Source organism: Vibrio sp. 10N.247.310.24 (assembly GCF_041467175.1).
In the GTDB taxonomy this organism is placed as follows: domain Bacteria; phylum Pseudomonadota; class Gammaproteobacteria; order Enterobacterales; family Vibrionaceae; genus Vibrio; species Vibrio tasmaniensis_A.
This window is the reverse complement of record NZ_JBFSUD010000006.1, coordinates 70,660-90,876: the sequence shown is the minus strand read 5'-3', so window position 1 is coordinate 90,876 and position 20,217 is coordinate 70,660. Positions and strand designations below refer to the sequence as shown.

At 44.9% G+C, this 20,217-nt stretch carries 14 protein-coding genes; 4 read left to right on the top strand and 10 right to left on the bottom strand.

The features are described from left to right. The first annotated feature begins 10 nt into the window (after window positions 1-10). From AB6E08_RS03435 to AB6E08_RS03420, 4 genes are all read left to right on the top strand, one after another. Window positions 11-1,240 carry an ammonium transporter gene (locus tag AB6E08_RS03435; protein ID WP_017097325.1) on the top strand — a complete coding sequence of 410 codons (1,230 nt, stop codon included), beginning with the start codon at window positions 11-13 and terminating at the stop codon, window positions 1,238-1,240. 164 nt (window positions 1,241-1,404) lie between these two features. After that, window positions 1,405-2,421 (top strand): Fe(3+) ABC transporter substrate-binding protein, encoded by a 1,017-nt coding sequence (locus AB6E08_RS03430; RefSeq protein ID WP_012604721.1) that lies wholly within the window; start codon window positions 1,405-1,407, stop codon window positions 2,419-2,421. A 244-nt stretch (window positions 2,422-2,665) separates the two neighbouring features. Next, window positions 2,666-4,291 carry an iron ABC transporter permease gene (locus AB6E08_RS03425; RefSeq protein WP_012604720.1) on the top strand — a complete coding sequence of 542 codons (1,626 nt, stop codon included), beginning with the start codon at window positions 2,666-2,668 and terminating at the stop codon, window positions 4,289-4,291. Beyond that, complete coding sequence (locus tag AB6E08_RS03420) at window positions 4,291-5,319, top strand: ABC transporter ATP-binding protein (protein WP_017097323.1); 1,029 nt, start codon at window positions 4,291-4,293, stop codon at window positions 5,317-5,319. Before AB6E08_RS03425 ends, AB6E08_RS03420 begins: the two co-directional genes overlap by 1 nt. A gap of 157 nt (window positions 5,320-5,476) precedes the next feature. Here the strand turns inward: AB6E08_RS03420 and AB6E08_RS03415 are convergent, their stop codons facing one another. The 10 genes from AB6E08_RS03415 to AB6E08_RS03370 all read right to left on the bottom strand — a co-directional run bounded on the left by AB6E08_RS03415 (window position 5,477) and on the right by AB6E08_RS03370 (window position 20,122). Continuing rightward, window positions 5,477-6,889 (bottom strand): phosphoglucomutase/phosphomannomutase family protein, encoded by a 1,413-nt coding sequence (locus AB6E08_RS03415; RefSeq protein ID WP_009847570.1) that lies wholly within the window; start codon window positions 6,887-6,889, stop codon window positions 5,477-5,479. Between the two features lie 74 nt (window positions 6,890-6,963). Continuing rightward, window positions 6,964-9,369, bottom strand: coding sequence for a GH36-type glycosyl hydrolase domain-containing protein (locus tag AB6E08_RS03410; protein ID WP_372065813.1), 2,406 nt, complete (start codon window positions 9,367-9,369; stop codon window positions 6,964-6,966). A 127-nt stretch (window positions 9,370-9,496) separates the two neighbouring features. Beyond that, window positions 9,497-11,452: a beta-N-acetylhexosaminidase gene (locus AB6E08_RS03405; RefSeq protein WP_372065816.1), complete on the bottom strand. Its 1,956-nt coding sequence runs from the start codon at window positions 11,450-11,452 to the stop codon at window positions 9,497-9,499. Between the two features lie 12 nt (window positions 11,453-11,464). Then, on the bottom strand, window positions 11,465-12,349 hold the full coding sequence (locus AB6E08_RS03400) for a BadF/BadG/BcrA/BcrD ATPase family protein (RefSeq protein ID WP_372065819.1): 885 nt from the start codon (window positions 12,347-12,349) through the stop codon (window positions 11,465-11,467). A gap of 2 nt (window positions 12,350-12,351) precedes the next feature. Beyond that, window positions 12,352-14,073 carry a glycoside hydrolase family 9 protein gene (locus AB6E08_RS03395; RefSeq protein WP_371694969.1) on the bottom strand — a complete coding sequence of 574 codons (1,722 nt, stop codon included), beginning with the start codon at window positions 14,071-14,073 and terminating at the stop codon, window positions 12,352-12,354. A gap of 113 nt (window positions 14,074-14,186) precedes the next feature. Further along, entirely contained in the window at window positions 14,187-15,182 is a 996-nt protein-coding gene (locus AB6E08_RS03390) for an ABC transporter ATP-binding protein (RefSeq protein WP_009847565.1), read from the bottom strand. Between the two features lie 87 nt (window positions 15,183-15,269). Further along, window positions 15,270-16,253, bottom strand: a complete 984-nt coding sequence (locus AB6E08_RS03385) for an ABC transporter ATP-binding protein (RefSeq protein WP_009847564.1) — start codon at window positions 16,251-16,253, stop codon at window positions 15,270-15,272. 2 nt (window positions 16,254-16,255) lie between these two features. After that, entirely contained in the window at window positions 16,256-17,281 is a 1,026-nt protein-coding gene (locus tag AB6E08_RS03380; protein ID WP_009847563.1) for an ABC transporter permease, read from the bottom strand. 2 nt (window positions 17,282-17,283) lie between these two features. Next, window positions 17,284-18,270, bottom strand: a complete 987-nt coding sequence (locus AB6E08_RS03375; RefSeq protein WP_009847562.1) for an ABC transporter permease — start codon at window positions 18,268-18,270, stop codon at window positions 17,284-17,286. A 169-nt stretch (window positions 18,271-18,439) separates the two neighbouring features. After that, a complete protein-coding gene (locus AB6E08_RS03370) occupies window positions 18,440-20,122 on the bottom strand; it encodes an ABC transporter substrate-binding protein (RefSeq protein ID WP_009847561.1) in 1,683 nt (560 codons plus the stop codon). Window positions 20,123-20,217 lie beyond the last annotated feature (95 nt).

Sequence of the window (20,217 nt, the reverse complement as noted above, 5' to 3'; positions counted from 1 at the left end):
AGACTTTAATATGGAACTTACAACAACAGTAACGGAACTACGTTACGCACTAGACACTTTTTTCTTTCTCATTTCAGGTGCGTTGGTCATGTGGATGGCTGCAGGCTTCGCGATGTTAGAAGCTGGCCTTGTTCGTTCGAAGAACACCACAGAAATTTTAACTAAGAACATTTGTTTGTACGCGATTGCTTGTACGACTTTCTTAGTCGTTGGTTACAACATTATGTATGTCGATAACGGCGAAGGTGGCTGGTTACCGTCATTTGGTACTCTGATTGGTACTCAAGGCGAAGGGGCAGACCACTCATTAGAATCAGACTTCTTCTTCCAAGTCGTTTTCGTTGCAACAGCAATGTCTGTGGTATCTGGCGCGGTTGCTGAGCGAATGAAACTTTGGTCATTCCTTATCTTCTCTGTCGTGCTAACAGCATTCATCTACCCAATGGAAGGTTACTGGACTTGGGGCGGTGGTTTCCTATCAGAAGCCGGCTTCAGTGACTTTGCTGGTTCAGGTATCGTACATATGGCTGGTGCTTCAGCAGCCTTAGCGGGTGTTCTTCTGCTGGGTGCTCGTAAAGGTAAATATGGTAAGAACGGTGAGATCTACCCGATTCCAGGTTCAAACATGCCACTGGCAACGCTAGGTACATTTATCCTTTGGTTTGGTTGGTTCGGTTTCAACGGTGGTTCTCAACTTATGGTTTCTGACTTTGAGAACGCGACAGCGGTTGGCCAAATCTTCCTTAACACTAACGCAGCAGCAGCAGCAGGTGCTATCGCAGCACTACTAGTATGTAAAACGACTTGGGGTAAAGCTGACCTAACAATGATTCTTAACGGCGCGTTAGCTGGCCTAGTAGCAATCACTGCCGATCCTTTATCACCATCACCTTTATTTGCTGTAGCGATTGGTTCGGTATCTGGTGCATTGGTTGTATTCAGCATCATCGCTCTAGACAAAGCTAAGATTGATGATCCAGTAGGTGCTATATCGGTACACGGTGTGTGTGGTTTCTTCGGTCTAATGGCTGTGCCACTAAGCAATGCTGATGCAACGTTTGGTGCTCAACTATTGGGTGCAGCAGTAATCTTTGCATGGGTATTCGGTGCTAGCCTAGCGGTATGGGCAGTGCTTAAAGCAACAATCGGTATCCGAGTAACTGAAGATGAAGAACTTGAAGGTATGGACATGCACGATTGTGGTGTCGGCGCCTATCCAGAGTTTGTGTCTGTAAAATAGAACATTATGTATTAATCCATAATTTACAAATATTTACATATTACCCACTTGAAACCTGCTCTCATGAGCAGGTTTTTTTGTGCTCTATCATTGAAATTAATATTTTAATAAATATAATAACGCAACTGATATAGATTATCATTTCGATATAAAGGACTTTACCAATGAAAAAATTGCTAACTCTTTCAGCTCTAGCATGTAGCGCAATCGCACCAACGGCTGCAATCGCTGCTGAAGAAGTAAACGTATACTCTTACCGTCAACCTTTCCTTGTTGAACCTATGTTTGATGAGTTCACAAAAGAGACAGGCATCGAGGTGAATGTTAAGTTTGCTAAGAAAGGTTTAGCAGAGAAGCTAGCTCAAGAGGGCGAATACAGCCCAGCAGATGTGGTATTAACTGTTGATATCAGCCGTCTATCTGAGCTAACTGAAAAAGGTTTAGTTCAAGCTGTAGAAAGTGATGTTCTAGAAAAGAATATCCCAGCTCAGTACCAAGACACAGCTAACGAGTGGTTCGCTCTAACAACTCGTACACGTAGCGTTTACTCTTCTCGTGACCGTGTTGGTCGTCTAGGTGAAGATTTCACTTACGCTGATCTAGCTAAGCCAGAATTCAAAGGTAAAATCTGTACACGTAGTGGTAAGCACCCATACAACGTTTCTCTAGTATCTTCGATGATTGCTCACAAAGGTGAAGCTGAAACGAAAGAATGGCTAGAAGGCGTAAAAGCAAACCTAGCACGTAAGCCTCAAGGTAATGACCGTGCACAAGTTAAAGCGATCAAAGAAGGTCTATGTGACGTTTCTCTTGGTAACAGCTACTACTTAGGTAAGATGGTTAACGATAAAGAGCAAAAAGCTTGGGCTGACGCTGTTTACCTTAACTTCCCTAACCAAGAGACAACAGGTACTCACGTAAATATCTCTGGTATGGCAATGGCTAAATTCTCTCCAAATAAAGAGAACGCAGTTAAGCTAATGGAATTCCTATCTGGTGACGTGGCGCAAGGCATGTACGCAGAAGTGAACTACGAATACCCAGTTAAAGCTGATGTTAAACCTTCAGAGCTTGTTGCTTCTTGGGGTGAATTCAAAGCTGATACAATTTCTCTAGATCAGATTGCTGACCACCACGCAGCTGCAATCAAGCTACTAGACGAAGTTAAGTTCGATCTATAATTTTTTACTGTAGGCTTCGGCCCAAGTAAAATGACAGCCTCAAGCCGCCATTTCGGTAACTTGGGGTTGTTTTGTTTTGGAAAATCACTTTTTGATACAAAGCTCCCCGTTAATCCCCAGAGTTATGAGCATCTCACCTTGAAGTCATTACAGTATATGGGTATAAATAACCCCCCCATTAAAAGGATATGAGATGTATTTGCAAATGCATTTGTGTTTCATTAAGCCTCGTTGTAGTTAGGCGATGAAAGAAAAGAATTATTTATGGAACACCAGTAGCTGCATCATTGCTGTATTGCTGGTTTTACCGATTTTAGCGATTTTTACGACTGCTGTTGGAGAAACAGATGAGCTGTTTTCTCATCTTATGTCCACAGTAATGCCCACCTATACTTATAATACGGTGGTTTTAGTCATAGGAACCTTATTCCTGTCTTTGGCTTTTGGTATTCCGTCAGCTTGGATTATGGCAATGTGCCGTGTTCCAGGAGAGCGCGTTTTACAGTGGGCGTTAGTGCTGCCATTAGCCATGCCAGGCTATATTGTCGGGTATATCTTTACCGATTGGTTCGACTTTGCTGGTCCGGTTCAAATTCTGCTACGAGATTTAACAGGCTGGGGGCCCGGAGAGTACTGGTTCCCAGACATTAGAACCTTGTTCGGAGCTATTATTGTTCTGTCACTTGTTCTTTACCCCTATGTTTATTTGCTATGCCGCGCGGCTTTTATGGAGCAAAACGTCTCCTTATTGCAATCCGCTCGGTTGTTAAAGTGTTCACCTTGGGAAAGCTTTCGTCGTATTTCCTTGCCGCTTGTTCGTCCATCAATGGCGGTCGGGCTATCACTGGTTGCAATGGAAACCATTGGTGACTTTGGTACCGTAAGTTACTTTGCAGTCAATACCTTAACGACTGCGGTTTACGATACTTGGTTAGGTTACTCAAGCTTAACGGCTGCTGCGAAAATATCGGCGATTATGCTGATTATCGTGATCCTACTATTGAGTTCAGAGCGCTATAGCCGTCGCAAACAGAAATTATTCCAGAATCAATTCAGTAGTCGTGAAGATTTTCGTTACGACCTTTCCGGTTGGAAGAAGTGGTTAGCATTGTTTTGGTGTTGGGGGTTGGTGTGTGTCGCATTCTTGTTCCCTCTTGCCCAGTTAATGATTTATGCCTACAAATATTTTGCTCAAAGCTGGACCCCTGAATTTAGAGAGTATGCCGTTAATAGCCTTTATGTTTCGGTAGTTGCTGCAATTATTGGTGTCGTTATTGCTTTGATTGTGAACTTCAATCAACGTGTTAGCCCAAGTAAGAAAAATCAGGCTTATATGCGTATCGCTTCCATGGGCTATGCCGTTCCAGGCACCGTGTTAGCCATTGGTGTGATGGTCCCAGTTTTGTTTATGGATCACTTAGTCAACGATATTGCAAAAGTGATGGAATGGACAGGACCAGGTTTGATCTTCTCTGGTTCTATGTTTGCACTTATCTTTGCCATGGTCGTGCGTTTTTCAGCGGTTGCAATTGGCAGCATTGAAAGTAGCTTGAGTAAAGTTTCTCCTTCATTGGATATGGCATCTAAAACAATGGGTTGTAACACCAACCAGATGTTACGTCGTGTGCATCTCCCTCTGATTAAGCGTGGTGCACTGATTGCAGGCTTATTGGTGTTTATCGAATCAATGAAAGAGTTGAATGCGGCATTGTTGCTGCGTCCTTTTAATTTCGAAACGCTCGCGACTTATGTTTATAACTATGCGTCAGATGAGCACCTTGAATTAGCAGCCATGCCTGCTGTGTTGTTAGTCTTGGTGGGTTTAATTCCGCTGATCATCGTAAACCGTTCCTTGGAGCAGAAACACTAATGAGTTGTGCATTATCAATTAAAGATCTGACTTGTAAGTACGAGTCCCAAACTATTTTGGAATCTCTTTCTTTAGAAGTTGAGCATGGTGAAATTGTTTGTCTGCTTGGTGCCAGTGGTTGTGGTAAGACTACGCTGCTTAAAGCGATTGCCGGCTTGCTTCCATTGAGTAGTGGCGTCATGAGCTTGAACTGTCAAACCATCGACGATGGAGACAACTGGTTACCACCTGAGCAGAGAAACATCGGAATGATCTTTCAAGATTACGCCCTGTTTCCGCACTTGACGGTAAACCAGAATATCTGCTTTGGCCTCAAAGGTCTTTCTGAACAGCAAAAGAAAGAGAAAGTTCAAGAGATGTTGGAGCTAGTTCACTTAGATGAATTCGGTGACCGATACCCACATCAACTTTCTGGTGGTCAACAGCAGCGCGTAGCGATTGCTCGTTCTTTAGCGTACAAGCCAGACTTATTATTATTGGATGAACCCTTCTCAAATATTGATACTCAAGTTCGCCATGAGTTGATCTCTCAGATTCGTAAAATATTTAAAAAGCAGGGTGTTACTGCTATTTTTGTAACGCACAGCCGTGAAGAAGCATTCGCTTTTTCAGATAAAATGGCGGTAATGAACCATGGTGTGATTGAGCAATATGGTTCAGCATCTGAGTTGTACTTCCACCCATCGAGTAAGTTTGTTGCTGATTTCTTAGGTGGTGGTAGCTACTTGAATGCACAGCGTATTTCAGATAATGAATTTGAAACGAGCTTGGGTCTGATAGAAGCGAAAGCACAAACTCAAATCGAAGTGGGAGCGGAATGTGCGTTGTTACTAAGACCACAGCATATAGTGGCGAGTCATGATGTCGACAGTAACCTGTCCGTGTTGGAACAACAATTTATGGGCGACCACTGTCGTTATGTGATTGAAGCTAACGGTCAGAAACTGTTAGCAACGTCTTCTGAGGCTCTAGGTGTTGGTATGCCAGTCACCGTCAAAGTAGATACCAAAGGTGTATTGGCGTTTTAATGATACGCAGTAAGTATCGTTCTGCCGAAAAGTAAAATACATTCGTAAAAAAGCCCAGCACTTTGATACAGAGTACTGGGCAAGAGTTCTTCACCTACAGGCTTTAACAAGGCAGTGGTTTGTTAAGTCCCATTCAAAACTGCTGCACTCTATAAATCTATAGAGAGAGGAAGTCTTTCACTTTTTGAAGAACACGTTCTGCAGTGTCTTTATCTTCCATTTCTGCGAAGATTCGCAGTAACGGCTCTGTTCCGGAGAAGCGAGCAATGACCCATCCGCCATTCTTGAAGTACACTTTGGCACCATCTTCATAGCTAACTTTTTCAATTTCGTATTCAAATTCAGGCAGTTGCTTCTCTACGTAAATCTTGGTGTAGAGCGCTTCTTTCTCTGAAGGCTTAAACTGGCAATCTCCTTCTGCCGTGTAGGCATAGCCATACTTAGAGTAGATTTCATCAAGTAACTCAGATAACTTTTTACCTGTTACACTGATCATCTCAACCAGTAAGCTTGAAGCAAATACGCCATCCTTACCTTTGATATGACCTCGAATGGTTAAACCTCCCGAGCTTTCACCACCAATCAGTGAATCATCTGCTTCCATTTGAGAGCTGATATGCTTAAAGCCTACAGGAACCTCAAAGCTCTTCTCACCATGATCTGCCGCTACTTTGTCGAGTAGATGCGTGGTGGCGATGTTACGAACGACAGAGCCCTTCCAGCCTTTGTATTCCAGTAAGTAGTAGTAAAGTAGGAGTAGCACTTCGTTAGGATGAATAAAGTGACCTTTCTCATCAATGATGCCTAAACGGTCGGCATCGCCATCAGTACCAATACCAATGTCATAGCCTTCAGCTGCCACTAAATGTTTTAGGCGGTATAGCGTTGCTGCATTTGGGGACGGCATAAGACCGCCGAAATCTGGGTTCTTACCATCGTTGATTACGTCGACATCACAGCGACCGTTGATCAGTACGGTTTGCAGAGCATTTTTCGCAACACCAAACATTGGGTCAATCAGTACGCGCAGGTTGGCTTTCTTTATCGAGTCGATATCAATGAAGTTGATGATTGAATCAACAAAGTCGTTCATCGGGTTGATGATCTCGATTTCTTTGTCGTTTAACGCTTGTTCGAAATCGACTCGTATAACATCTTCGTTGGTCAGTGTTGCGATTTGCTGTTCGATCTTCTCTGTGATGATCTCGTCAGCATCGCGTCCACCTTCAATGAAGATCTTTATGCCGTTATAGTCCGCTGGGTTGTGAGAAGCGGTAATACACGCAGAGTAAATACATCCCATCTCTTTTGCTTGGAACATCACGATAGGTGTTGGAACGAACTTATCAATGAAGCTTACTTTGATGTTGTTCGCCGCAAGTACTTCTGCAAACCAGCATGCCGCTTTATCTGAAAGGAAGCGACGGTCATAGCCAATAACGAAGCCATTCTTGGCTGCATCTTCATTATTGATGATGTTAGCGAGCGCTTGCGCTACAAGGCGAACATTGTCTCTGGTGAATTCTTCACCAATGAAAGCGCGCCAGCCACCTGTACCAAATTTAATCATTAGAAAATCCTTTTAGTCTCATTGCCTCAAGTCGATAAAGACTTGAGGCAAGAGCTGTTCGTTAAATTAAGTGACTAGCCTAGAACAACGACAACATCGTTCACGCTGCCTTCTGCTTGTACTGGGATTGCACCTTCAACTGACTCACCGTTGATAGTGATAGAGGTAACCCCTTTGCTTACTGCATTCGGGTTTTGCACTGTGATGTTGTAAGTCGCGCCACGCCATTGACGAGTAACCTCGAATTCCGGCCAATCAGTCGGGATACAAGGATCGACTGTTAATCCTTCAAAGCCTGTGCGAACACCAAGAATAAAGTTGGTTACCGCGAAGTAAGCCCAACCAGAGGTACCCGTTAACCAAGGGTGGTTTGCACGACCATGGTCTTGATGATCTTTACCCATGATGAACTGCACGTACGAGTATGGTTCTGCGTAACGTGTTTCAATCATGTCGTTTTGGTTGTACGGGTTCAGTGCGTCGTAGAACTTCATCGCACGGTCACCACGACCTAGCTTCGCTTCTGCTACCCAAGCCCATGGGTTCGGGTGAGAGAAGATTGCGCCATTCTCTTTTACGCCTTGATAAACGCGAGTCACAAAGCCGATATCATCGTTTGGTGTTGCGAATGAAGGAGAATTTAGGTGCAAGCCGTATTCAGAGAATAGGTTCTCATCAACAGCGTCCATCGCTTTCTCGCCACGCTCTTGAGAAACCGCGCCAGATAGAACCGCTAGCGTGTTTGACTCAAGGTGTACACGACCTTCAGCTTGTTGAGCGGTACCGATCTTGTCGCCATTTTTTGTTAGACCACGGATGTACCAGCCACCTTCGTCATCCCATAGGTGTGTTTCACACGCTTCACGTACGTTCGCGGCCATTTCTGTGTATTTAGCAACGTCAGCATCGTTATTACGGAACTTAGCAAGATCTAGGAATTCTTGTAGAGCCCAGAAGTGCAAGAATGAAACCATTGAAGATTCACCGCCACCAAGGTTTAAACAGTCATTCCAGTCTGCACGAAGACCCTTACAGATACCGGTTTGCCCCACGTATTCTGCAGAGAAGTTCAGTGCCGCTTTCATGTGTTCATAAACGGTCGCTTCGCCACCGTCTGCGTATGGAATTACTTCATCAAAGAAGTCGTGTTCACCGGTTTCCATTACATACTTGATGATAGTCGGAACGATCCATAAGTGATCATCAGAACAGGTGTCTTCAATGCCGTGGATCTTGTCGTCATCTGACGGTGTTGGAACAACCGTTGGTGATTTTGAAGGTTCAACGTCTGCTTTTTCTGGATCGAACCAGTCTGGATCGAACAAGTGTAGACCATAGCCCGCTTTCACTTGGCCGCGAAGCAGGTCGATAATACGTTTCTTGGTCATTTGTGGGTTGGCATGAGGTACTGAGATTGCGTCTTGCGCAGTATCACGGTAACCAAGGCCAGTACGACCACCCACTTCAATGAAGGATGCAAAGCGAGACCAAACAACACAGGTTTCCGCTTGGTATAGCGTCCATGTGTTGATCATGGTGTCTAAGCCTTCGTTTGGAGACTTAACTTGGAATTTGTTGCAACGCTCGTCCCAGTGATCTTTGATGCCTTGGAAAGCGGCATCGACGTTGGCTGTGTCTTGGTACTTTTCACGTAGGCGCTCGCCGTTGCCTTTACCGATACCGAGTACATAAGCAAAGCGAACTTCTTCACCCGGCTGAATCGTAAATTGCTTGTGCAGAGAACCACAGTGGTTGTAACAGGTTTGAGCGCTGTTAGAACATTTACCGTTCTCAACGGCAATTGGGTTCGCTTCATCACGGTACATGCCAAGGAAGTTGTCACGTTGGCCGTCGTAGCTATCTGGTGAGAAAGTTGAAGCTAGGTAGTAGAAACCTTCAAAGTCGTTAGTGTTGTAGTACAGGTCGTATTCAAGAACACCTTCTTGGTAAGACGTACCCGCAGAGTACAAAGACATCTGATGGTTCTGATTATCCGATTGGATGTGGCTGAACGAGAACTCAACAAATGAGAAAGTACTGATGGTTCTTGGTTTGTCAGTGTTGTTCTTTAGTACCACGTCCCAAACTTCCGCATCTTCACCCTTAGGAACGAATAACGTTTTGGTTGCTGTAATACCACTGTATTCACACTTGAATTTTGAGTATGACAGGCCATGGCGTACTTCGTAGTTCGCTTCATCTAGGCTCTTTGCCACAGGCTGCCAAGAGATAGACCAGTAATCGCTCGTCTCATCATCACGCAGGTAAACATAGTGTCCTGGACGGTCGAAGGTGCCGTTTGGACGGAATTTAGTAACACGGTTGTATTCCGGAGAATTGTAGAACGAGTAACCGCCCGCATTGTGCGAAATTACGGTACAAAATTTTTCAGTACCTAGGTAATTGGTCCAAGGTGCTGGTACATCAGGGCGAGTGATGACGTATTCGCGATTGTCGTTATCGAAATAGCCGTATTTCATTGTCATTTCCTTTTTAACAAACTGCATCTATGCAGCTAATTTTTAAATAGTGATGCTGAGTCGAATCTGACTGAGCACCTTAATCAGGGGAAGCAAGTACTCGACTTGAGTGTGCTTTGGTTTCGTTTTATTGAGCTTTCCAAGGGTTGCGATAATCAACATTGAGTCTGTCGAGTAATGGCAGGTGGCCCTTTAGGCGAGATAGGTAATCTAGCCAGTTTCGGTTGTTTTTATGTGTCCAACATCCTTCAGCTAAAGCGCTAATTCTTGGAAATACCATGTAATCCATGCGCTTTTGATTGGTAACGATCTCACACCATAGAGCACACTGAATTCCGCGGATCCGCTTACGAATTGGATCGGTGTCGGATATCTCAGCGAGGGCTTCGTAGGTATAAGCTTGTTCTAAGGGGATAACGGCAGCCCAATCTACGCCCGGTTCTTCCGGTGCATAATCTTGGGTCATGTCGAGATAGGTAAACTGTGCTGGTTGCAGCACCACATCAAAGCCTTGGCGAGCACAATTGATAGCGGCTTCTTCACTGAGCCATGAATAGATGATGGTCTCTTTGCTCACCTTGTCGCCGTGCTGTGCTTCTTCCCAGCCCACCATGCGCTTGCCGAGTTGCTTGAGTTTGTTTTCGGCATAGCGGAATAGGTGACCTTGTAGATCTTTGCTGTCTTGGTACTGGTGCTCTTTCATCAGTGCTTGAGCGGCAGGGCTATTGGTCCACGCACCGGGTGGTACTTCGTCTGCGCCCATGTGGATCAATTCGCTAGGGAAAAGCTCTGCAACTTCTTCAATCACAGCATCTAGGAATTGGTAAGTACCCGGTAAACCTGGATTTAGCACGTTGTCGTTGTAGTGCTGAATACTCTTGTATTGTGTGGTGTCTGCTTGCTCAACTAGCATGTCTGGTAGTGATTTTATCGCGGCGCGGCAGTGGCCTGGGATGTCAATCTCAGGGATCACCGTGATGCTGCGTTGCTCTGCGTATTCAATGACTTCGCGAATCTGTTGCTGCGTGTAGAAGCCGCCATAGTTATCCGCAAGGTGGGTGTATTGCGGTTCTAATGCATGATCAGGACCTCGCCAAGCGCCGATTTCAGTCAGCTGAGGCAGGCTCTTAATCTCAATTCTCCAACCTTCATCGTCAGTTAGGTGCCAATGAAATACGTTGAACTTGTAGTGCGCCAGTTGATTGATTAAACGCTTCACTTGCTCTACCGAGTGGAAGTGACGCGCGCAGTCCAACATCATGCCTCGGTACTTAAAGCGAGGGTGATCGGCGATTTTGCAGCATGGAATAGAAAAACTTTCGGCATCCAGTTGTTGAATCAATTGAATCAATTGAATCAGACTTGCCACGGCGTGTGTAAACCCAGACTGGCTACCTGATTCAACAATTATTTGTTGTTCAGTAATGCGGAGTTTGTATTCTGCTTCGTCTAATGTTGGATTGCTGCGAAATAGAATGTCGCCGCTTTCGTCTTTTGAAAGTTCAGTTGAAAGCTCATTCGAAAGAGATATTTCAAAGGTAGAAAGTAATTCTTGCTGCAACCAAGAGACGGCTTTATCTGCAAGGTGAGATTGAACCTCAATCTTGCATTCACAGCTTAGCGCGAAGCTACCTTGCTTGAGTTCGATCTGATTTGGTTGAGGAATCAATGCAATTTCAGCAGCGTTAACTTCAGGTATTTGATTACGTTCACGGTACGGCGAAGCCAGTACTATGGGTGATATCGCGACAGGCAGTACCGATGTTTCGCCATCATGATGTGATTGGATAAAGGCATCATTAAGGCCATCAGAATAGAAGCGGAATGGGGCGCTTTGAATACTGAATTCAAGGTAGTAATGGTTATTGGCCTTTAACACGGGCGAACTTGGTTTGAACGAGCAATAGCTTCCAACTTGAGTCAGTTCACCTTGCGATAGACTCTCAGGAAGGATGAATCGGTCAAATGCAAAATGCAGAGACCAATCTTTTACGTCGAGGTCACTTAAATTATGTACCGTAAGGCCAAATCGGCAGTTATTTTTTTGTTCAGAAAGAACAGCTAAGTCGATGCGATAATTCATATAACTTCCCTGCTAAGCCTGTTGATACAAGTTGTGTTTTGACTTGCCGGCAAACATCAATGCGCCTTCGATAGCGTCAAATTGAGGTTTAACGATCCATTGTTGTACTGGTGGTGATAGCCAGTTGAGAATACGCTCAGCGATACTTCCCATTAAGCACACCTTGTCAGCGCCTTTTCGATGCAGCGCTAATACAAACATTTCGATATCGGCTGCAGTCTGCTTAAGCATCTCTATAGCCAGTTCATCGCCTTCATTTGCCAGTTGAAAAATGACGGGAGAGAATTGACCGTAATCTTTTGGAATCGCGCCTTTTGACCATGGCACGATCGCATCAACATCATTATTGAAATGATTCATAACATGTTGAGTCAGTGGGGTTTTGTTACGAATACCATCTTCAGCGAGTAGAACTTGCTGAATTAAACGAAGGCCCATCACTGCGCCGCCGCCTTGGTCAGAAATTGGAAATTCACGACCACCAACCACGTGTTGTTCGCCGTTGTTTAGGTAGATACCACATGAACCTGTACCACCAATCATGATCGCGCCGTCTTGGCCATTATGTGCACCAATACATGCACCATAGGCGTCTGTATTGAGTGTCATACTTGCGAAAGGGTGTGCTTGTGCCATGAAGTCGAGCCATGCTGACTTCTGTTCAGCACCAGCTAGCGCCAAACCAACATGCATATTAGAAAAATCGTTAGAGTTGAGTTGCCCTTGTTGTGCGGCTTTAGTAATCGCATCAACAATTGAACTCATTGCAACATCGACACCCAAAAGGATGTTGGCACTGCCACTTTTCGCTTCACCAATGAGTTTGCCTTGGTCATCACGAATGCGAGCACGGCAAGATGTACCGCCACCATCAATACCTACGTAGTAAAGCGTCATGATTATTGCTCCTTACTTTGTGCTAGGAAGTTGAATTGCGCAGCCGTTGCTAGCAAATACCACGCTCCATGAGGGATCCATTGTTCACCCCAGCGCCAGTTTTGAAGCATGTCGTCTTTCTGTGCTGGTGGGTTGAATGCGATGTCTTGTTCGTCTTCGAACCCTGCCGTGATGCCATTGCAAATCCCGCCTTTGGCATTGAAGAAACCAAGTTGTGGTAGATAGTCTGGGTTGTTATGACCGTGGCCATCAAGCATGCACATGTGGTAAGGATTCAATCCTAAAATCCAATCAAGGCTGTTTTGTGACAGTTGGATTAAGCGCTTTTGAAGATCGGCATTTTGAATGTGTGGTTGAACTAAGTACGCCATGGTCGCAATTGAGCCAAGACGCGCGTTTTCGCCTTGCCACCAGTAGCCAGTTTCGTTTTGTTGAGCGACGAAGAAGGCATCACGTTTATCACCATCGACAGATTTTACGTATTGTCTTGGGTAGCCAAATGGGTTGATGACTTTGTCGGTAATGTTGATTTCGAACTGACAAGCTTGCTCAACAACCACACGTGCTTGTTCTTTCAACTCAGTGTCAATTTCATTATCGATGTACTCGCACAGAGCAATTACAGGAAGGCCAGCTTCAGCTGCATGGAAATAGGGGCGAGAGCCATCAGCATTAGCTGACCAAAAGTGCTCAAATGAATCATCAGATTGCTGACGTGCGATCAAGCGACTAGCCCAAGTTCTTGCTTCTGTTAGGTATTGCTGGTCTTGAGTTACGCGATACAGCTCATTGGCTGCGAGCAGGGCACAATACTCATCGATGATGTTCTCTTCACCATCGTTTAGGTACTGGAGGTTGTACTCTTTTAGGTGCCAGTAACCCTTAACAGCCGTTTCAAGGTAGGTGTGGCTCGAGTAACTGCCCGAGGTTTCAAGTTCAGATGCAGCAGCTAATGCGGCGATAGCAACGCCCGCACCTTGTCGGTAGCCCGCTTGCAAGTCCGTTGATTTGTTACCTTCTTGAGTGGCGTATGCGCAGATGTCACGTTGATTGATGTCTTTACTCCACTTGTCGAATACCGTCATGTAAAAGTATCCGTCAGCGTCTTGCATACGCACTAAGAAATCGGCACCGAATAGGGCTTCTTCCACTAAACGAGTCATAGAGAATTTAGGAAAGTCTGGGTTATTGCTAGTCAAGCGCACGCTTTTGAGCATGTTCCAAACAACCATCGGAATTTGTTGTGGGTTGAGATAATTGCCATAAGATAGGTGGCTAAAGTACTTACTTACATCACCCGATGCGTCGTACCAACCGCCATGAACATCGACGTATCTGTCAGTGCCCATAATTTGTGCTTGTCGATCTTTTTTGTCGAAACTACCGCCACAGCGTTGTGACTTAAAGTAATGAAGCACATCAGAAAACGTGTGGTTCATTAATAGGTTGCTACCAATCACAAATACTTCAGAGCGTAGGTTGTCAAAACGTAGGTAGTAGCGACCTGATTCAGTGAATGAACTGAAATCGATAGTGAAGAATTGCCCTTGATGCCAATTTGCTACGCGGCCTTGTTTAACCACATCAAAACTTCCGACAGTGATATGGTTGTCGGCACACACCAAAAGTGCAGTCGTACTTGATAAGCGAGCTTTCTTGGTTTGCAGAATAGCCTGCTTTGGAGCCGTGGATTCGTAGCCAATATGGTTGGTCAATAACAGCATCAATATTCTCCGACAGTCCTAGTTTCTATTGGCTAGGTACTTGAATGTTTTGGATATAAAATATTTTGGATATAAATAGTTAGGGCCCGCAGACCCTAACTTGGTTTTATTGCTTAGCTTTCGTGTAGGTAACAACGCACAAAGTGGTTATCAGCTAACTGCGTAACCCCTGGTAACTGCTCTTTACACTTGTCCATTGCATGAGTGCAACGGCCTGCAAATGGGCAACCTGCAGAGACTGGTGTCCAAAGAGGGATCTCACCTTTGTTGCCTGCGAGTTGTTCGTGGATCGATTTTTTAGGATCTGGAACCGCAGAAACAAGCAATTGGGTGTAAGGATGCTGAGGGTTAGCAATCACATCATCGGTATCGCCCCATTCCACCATGTGTCCTACGTACATCACTGAAAGATCTTCAGCAATGTAACGAGCGGTTGCGATATCGTGGGTGATGTAAAGTAGAGACATTTGTTTCTCAAACTTCATTTCTTCCATCAGGTTCAAAACACCAGCACGAATCGATACATCAAGCATCGATGTTGGTTCATCGGCTAATACAACTTCTGCACCAACTGCAATGTTACGGGCTAGGTTGACACGTTGACGCTGACCACCAGAGAGTTGATGAGGGTACTTTTCTGCCGTTGCTTGTGGTGGCACTAAGCCAACTTGCTCTAGAAGATCGTACACACGTTCCTGTAACTCTTTCTTGTTGCCCGGAGATACTTTTTTGTGGATCAACAATGGTCGAGCTATGTGGTGAAAGATGTTATGTGTTGGGTTCAGGGAACCAAACGGGTCTTGCCATACCATCTGCACGCCTTCACGGTAGTGCATAAGATCTTTTCTGCTTGAGATCTCTTGGATATCACGACCTTTGTATTCGATCGTACCGCCCGAAGGCGCGTACATTTTTGCGATCATTTTTGCTGTTGTTGATTTGCCTGAACCTGACTCACCAACCACAGCTAGGCCGCGACTTTTATACATCTTGAATGATACGTCGTTAATCGCACGCATCATTGGGGTTTGAATTGTGGTACTGCTTATTGGGAAGTCTTTTACGACATTCTTGCCTTCTACCAATAATTGACCGAAATCTTTGCTCATAATTGTCTCCAGAATCCTTATTCGCTTTGCTTGCATTTCGGCGGTCGAGCCGCCTTATTCGTTATTCACGCTGAATCAGCGTGCAAGCTATAGCTTCCTTTGTACTATTGGGTCACCGTACAGGTGGCAGTTAGACAAATGTCCCGGGTCGATAGAACGCAGCTTGGTTGGCACCTTGGTACACGTTTCATGTACACGATCACAACGAGCTTGGAAACGACACCCTTCAGGGATCTCTAACAGGTTCAGAGGGTTGCCCGGAATGCCTGCTAGTTTTGTCTTTGGCCCTGTTAGTGGAGGGAAAGAACTTCCCAGCCCTTTGGTATAAGGGTGGTAAGGGTTTTCTAGAATATCTTGAGCATTGGCAACCTCAATGAGCTCACCTGAGTACATGATGCCGATACGGTCAGAGAACTCGACCATCAATGACAAGTCATGGGTGATGAACAGAATCGAGAAGCCAAACTCTTCTTTTAGTGCATAGATCTTTTGCAGGATTTCGCGTTGAACAACCACATCAAGTGCGGTCGTTGGCTCATCCATAATGATAAGCTTTGGATTCAATGCTAAAGCGATAGCAATAACCAAGCGCTGACGCATGCCGCCAGAGAATTGGTGAGGGTAGTCACTCAATCGGCTCGGGTGAATATCTACGATTTCAAGTAGACCTTCAGCGCGTTGCTTAGCTTGCTCACGAGTCATGTTGGTGTGACGCATAATTACGTCACAGAACTGCTCTTCCATTGGTAATACAGGATTGAGTGCGTTCATCGCACTCTGGAATACCATCGACATCTCGCTCCAACGGAACGCTTGCATACGGTCATCACTGTATTCAAGGATGTTCTCACCATTGAAGATAACCTCACCACCACTGATGTAAGCGGGCGGCTTATGCAGACGCATAAGAGAGAAAGCAACAGTTGATTTACCACAGCCAGATTCACCAGCTAGGCCGAATACTTCACCTGGAGCAATGTCGAAACTTACGTTGTTACACGCACGTACATCGCCAGACTCTGTGATGTAATCCACGCATAAATTGCGGATAGAAATTAGTGGTTCAGACATGATTATTTATCTCCGCTCCAAAGTGCATTTTGTGGTGGTAGTTCAGGTTCACGTTCTTCTTTGTCTTGTGCTGCTAATTTCTTCCAACGCTTCATACCTTTGTGAGAACGCAGTTGCGGGTTGGCAATTTCATCGACAGCGAAGTTAAGTAGAGCAAGACCAGTTACAAGTAGTGTCAATGCGATACAAGGAGCCAACAGTTCCCACCAAGCGCCAATCAGCATTGATGAAGAGGTTTGAACGTTGTAAAGCATGATGCCCCAGCTGATTGTGTTCGGGTCACCAAGACCTAGGAACGAAATCGTTGCTTCCATCATGATTGCGTACATCACCGAGCCGATGAAGCTCGCGCCAACGATAGAGATAAGGTTTGGAAGAATCTCTACGAAGATAATACGAAATGAAGATTCACCCAGAACTTCAGCGGCTTTTACAAACTCTTTTTCACGCAGTGCTAAGGTCTGGGAACGAACAACACGCGCGCCCCAAGCCCAGGACATAAAGCCGATAACCAAGGTTATGGTGAGTGGCCCTGCCTCACCGATAAAGGCTGCAACTACGAACAGTAATGGGTATTGAGGAATAACCAGCATGATGTTCATTGCGGCTGTCAGAACATCATCGACACGGCCGCCAAAGTAGCCTGCGGAAACACCGATAACCGTTGCTAGTAAACATACGGTAAGACCCGCACCAAAACCTACAGCAAGAGATACGCGTGCGCCGTATACCACTTGTGACCAAACGTCACGACCCATACGAGTTGTTCCCAGTACGTGGTCTGCCTTCTTAGACATTATCAACGTACGACGATCGTCTGCTAGGTTTTGAGCAACCCAGCCATCAGGGTTAGTTTGTGCAGACTTAACCACGAAGCCAGGGTATTCGTGTGGATTACCTGTACGTTTGTCTGGCACATGTTTTGTGATCAATGGAGCCGCAATCGCACCAAGAATAAAAATACTTAGGATGATGACGCCGGTTAAGGCCATCGGGTTACGCCAAATGAGTTTTAGAATATCTTTCATGATTATTTACCACCCTTACGAAGACGAGGGTCAAGAACAACGTAAAGCATGTCTGCAACTAGGTTAAAGAACAGCATGAATAGCGTCATGATAAGCAGTTGGCCTTGCAGTACTTGGTAATCACGAGCGTTAATTGCGTTGAAAAGTACGCTGCCAAGACCTGGGTAGTTAAAGATGATTTCGATAATTAACTGACCACCGATTGCCATACCTAGCGACATAGAAAGTGCTGTCACACTTGGTAGCATCGCGTTGCGAGCTGCGTAATTGAATACCACTCGGTTTTCGCTTAGGCCTTTGCCTTTCGCCATGGTGATGTAATCTTCAGCTAGCAGGTTGATCATGTTGTTACGCATGTTTACTAGGAAGCCACCAATTTGAACAATAGATGCACATAGCAAAGGTAAGAAGGCGTGGTAAGCGACATCTTTAATGAATGCCCAGCTTGTCCAATCTGGAATCGTACCTGCGGTATAGGCGTAACCTGTTGGGAACCATTTCAAGCCGATTGCGAAGGTAAACAGCGCAATCATGGCAATAACAACCTGAGGAACGGCTTGTAAAATCAGCATCCCTGGAGTCACAAATGCATCGTATTTGCTGCCACGTTTCCACGCTGCAAAAATACCTAGGATTGAACCAATAGAGAAAGAAAGAATAACGGCGGTGCCTGCTAAGAATAGCGACCAACCAAATGCTCCACCCAACAGAGTATTTACAGAAAGTGGGTAGAATTGAATTGATGTACCAAGCTCCCAGCTTAGAATGTTCTTCATGTATGCGCCGTATTGAACCAGTAAGCCCCCATCAACGAAGCCTAATAGTTCTTTCATTGCAGCAATACGCTCAGGAGTAACTTGTACAGAAGCGTTCGCAAACATCATGGTAACTGGGTCACCAGGCATTGCTCTTGGAATAATAAAGTTTAACGTCGCTGCAACTAATAGCGCGACAAAATAAAATGACAAACGTCTTAAAAAATAACCCATAACTCACACCTTACTCACCCAGATTGTTTCCCTGTTTCTGGATTCAGGTCGCTCCTAGCGAAATTTGGAACGAAAAATCCCCTGACGACTAGCGCCATACTTTCAATTGATAGTGTGGGGATTTTTATAAGCGGCGTAAGAAGTTACGCCGCAAAGATTGAACGATTACTTATTTAACTGGTTTTAGGTCCAGTACATGAAGTAGACGCTCTGGAATACCAGCCCAAATGTTTGGACGGCCTTTTGGATTTTCTTCGTTCCACCAACCAGTGAATCGAGTTGTGTTGTATTGGTACATGTAAGCACCAGACATCACAGGGATTGTCACTTGGTCTGCAGCGATAATTTGCTGGATACCATGTGCAATATCTAGCTGTTCGTTCTTGTCAGCTGTTTTGTAGAAGCTGTTTAGAAGACCATCTAGCTTGTCATTTTTGTAGAAGTGCATAGCGAAACGAGGCATACCATCACCAGATTGTAGTGATGAGTTGTAAGCACTGTTCCAGTACGTGTATGGATCCGCACCGTGGAAGTAGTTTGTGTATGCTACGTCGTATGTACCTTCAAGCATTGCTTGGTTGTAAACAGAGAAGTCAGGTGTACGAGCTTTCGCTTTAATACCGATTTCGTTTAGTTGCTCTACCGCAAGTTGAACTGTGTTGTTGAAGTCAGTCCAGCCGTTTGGCGATTGAATCATTAGTTCGAAAGATTTGCCTGATGGAGTGTCAACAAAACCATCTTTGTTTACATCTTTGAAGCCAGCGTCAGCAAGAAGCTTCTTCGCGCCTTCAGCGTTGTAAGTGTTGAAGCCTTTGTATTTGTCGTGAGTTTTTTCATCAGACCAAGCTTCAAACGCGTAGCCAAGACCTGATGCGAAATCGTTCACAGTACCGCCACCGTAGAATGCGATGTCGATGATAGTTTGGCGGTCAAGAGCCATAGAGAAAGCACGACGGAATTCAACGTTGCTCAATGCTTCATGCTTCGCAGCATCAGGGTGTTTGAAGTTAACGATGAATGCTTGTGTACCTGCTGGCGGGTACCAGTAGTGGTGTTTAGGGCTTGCTGCAGCGTATGTACGATCGATATCTGGAACGAAAGAAGACGTCCAGTCCATTTCACTGTTTACAACTTTACCTAGGAACTGGTCGTTGTTCGCAATTTGTGGAACACGTAGGCAGTCAACATCTAGGTTGTCTGCATCCCAGTAGTTCGGGTTTGCACACTGGATGTACAGTTGCGCTGTAAACGTATCGATTTCTGTAAATGGACCAGAACCTACCGGGTTCTCATTGGTAAACGTTGATGGATCTTTAACGTCTTTCCAGATGTGCTTAGGTACTACAGGTACTTTAGCAATCTCGTAAGGTACGTTTGAGTTTGCTTCTGTTAGTGTGAACTTAACTTGGTTGTCGTTCAGTTTTTCTACAGAAGTTACCCAAGAGTTGATACCAGATTGGTCAAGCTCTGGCTTCTCTTTTACAAGGTTGAAAGAAAAAACAACATCATCAGCAGAGAAAGTTTCTCCATCAGACCATTTAACACCCTTACGAATGTCGAAAACAACGCTCATCAGATCATCTGACATTTTGAAGTTTTCAGCTAGACGGAACACCGGAGTGTTACCGTGCATTTCGTTAAATACTACTAAAGGCTCGTACATGAAGTCAGTTGTAGTATGTAGGTTAGTAGCACCAAGGTACGGGTTAAAGTTACGTACGAATGTAGTGTACTCTTTCGGGTGAACGGTCAGTTCGCTGCGCTCTGCAGCGGTTGCTACTGATGCAAAACCTGTTGTAGCAGTTGCAATAATTGCTGTTGCTATTGCTGTTTTTTTTATATTGGCAAGCATAGCTGTTCCTTACTATTTGCTTTCATTTCACTAATGGATTGAATGTTATCTGTCGCTAATTAGTTAGTAGATACACACTCTAGTTAAAGGTCTAC

Bases quoted from the DNA above. Each gene is read 5' to 3' on its own strand.
- AB6E08_RS03435 (WP_017097325.1), top strand. From the start codon at position 11: ATGGAACTTACAACAACAGTAACGGAACTACGTTACGCACTAGACACT.
- AB6E08_RS03430 (WP_012604721.1), top strand. From the start codon at position 1,405: ATGAAAAAATTGCTAACTCTTTCAGCTCTAGCATGTAGCGCAATCGCA.
- AB6E08_RS03425 (WP_012604720.1), top strand. From the start codon at position 2,666: ATGAAAGAAAAGAATTATTTATGGAACACCAGTAGCTGCATCATTGCT.
- AB6E08_RS03420 (WP_017097323.1), top strand. From the start codon at position 4,291: ATGAGTTGTGCATTATCAATTAAAGATCTGACTTGTAAGTACGAGTCC.
- AB6E08_RS03415 (WP_009847570.1), bottom strand. From the start codon at position 6,889: ATGATTAAATTTGGTACAGGTGGCTGGCGCGCTTTCATTGGTGAAGAA.
- AB6E08_RS03410 (WP_372065813.1), bottom strand. From the start codon at position 9,369: ATGAAATACGGCTATTTCGATAACGACAATCGCGAATACGTCATCACT.
- AB6E08_RS03405 (WP_372065816.1), bottom strand. From the start codon at position 11,452: ATGAATTATCGCATCGACTTAGCTGTTCTTTCTGAACAAAAAAATAAC.
- AB6E08_RS03400 (WP_372065819.1), bottom strand. From the start codon at position 12,349: ATGACGCTTTACTACGTAGGTATTGATGGTGGCGGTACATCTTGCCGT.
- AB6E08_RS03395 (WP_371694969.1), bottom strand. From the start codon at position 14,073: ATGCTGTTATTGACCAACCATATTGGCTACGAATCCACGGCTCCAAAG.
- AB6E08_RS03390 (WP_009847565.1), bottom strand. From the start codon at position 15,182: ATGAGCAAAGATTTCGGTCAATTATTGGTAGAAGGCAAGAATGTCGTA.
- AB6E08_RS03385 (WP_009847564.1), bottom strand. From the start codon at position 16,253: ATGTCTGAACCACTAATTTCTATCCGCAATTTATGCGTGGATTACATC.
- AB6E08_RS03380 (WP_009847563.1), bottom strand. From the start codon at position 17,281: ATGAAAGATATTCTAAAACTCATTTGGCGTAACCCGATGGCCTTAACC.
- AB6E08_RS03375 (WP_009847562.1), bottom strand. From the start codon at position 18,270: ATGGGTTATTTTTTAAGACGTTTGTCATTTTATTTTGTCGCGCTATTA.
- AB6E08_RS03370 (WP_009847561.1), bottom strand. From the start codon at position 20,122: ATGCTTGCCAATATAAAAAAAACAGCAATAGCAACAGCAATTATTGCA.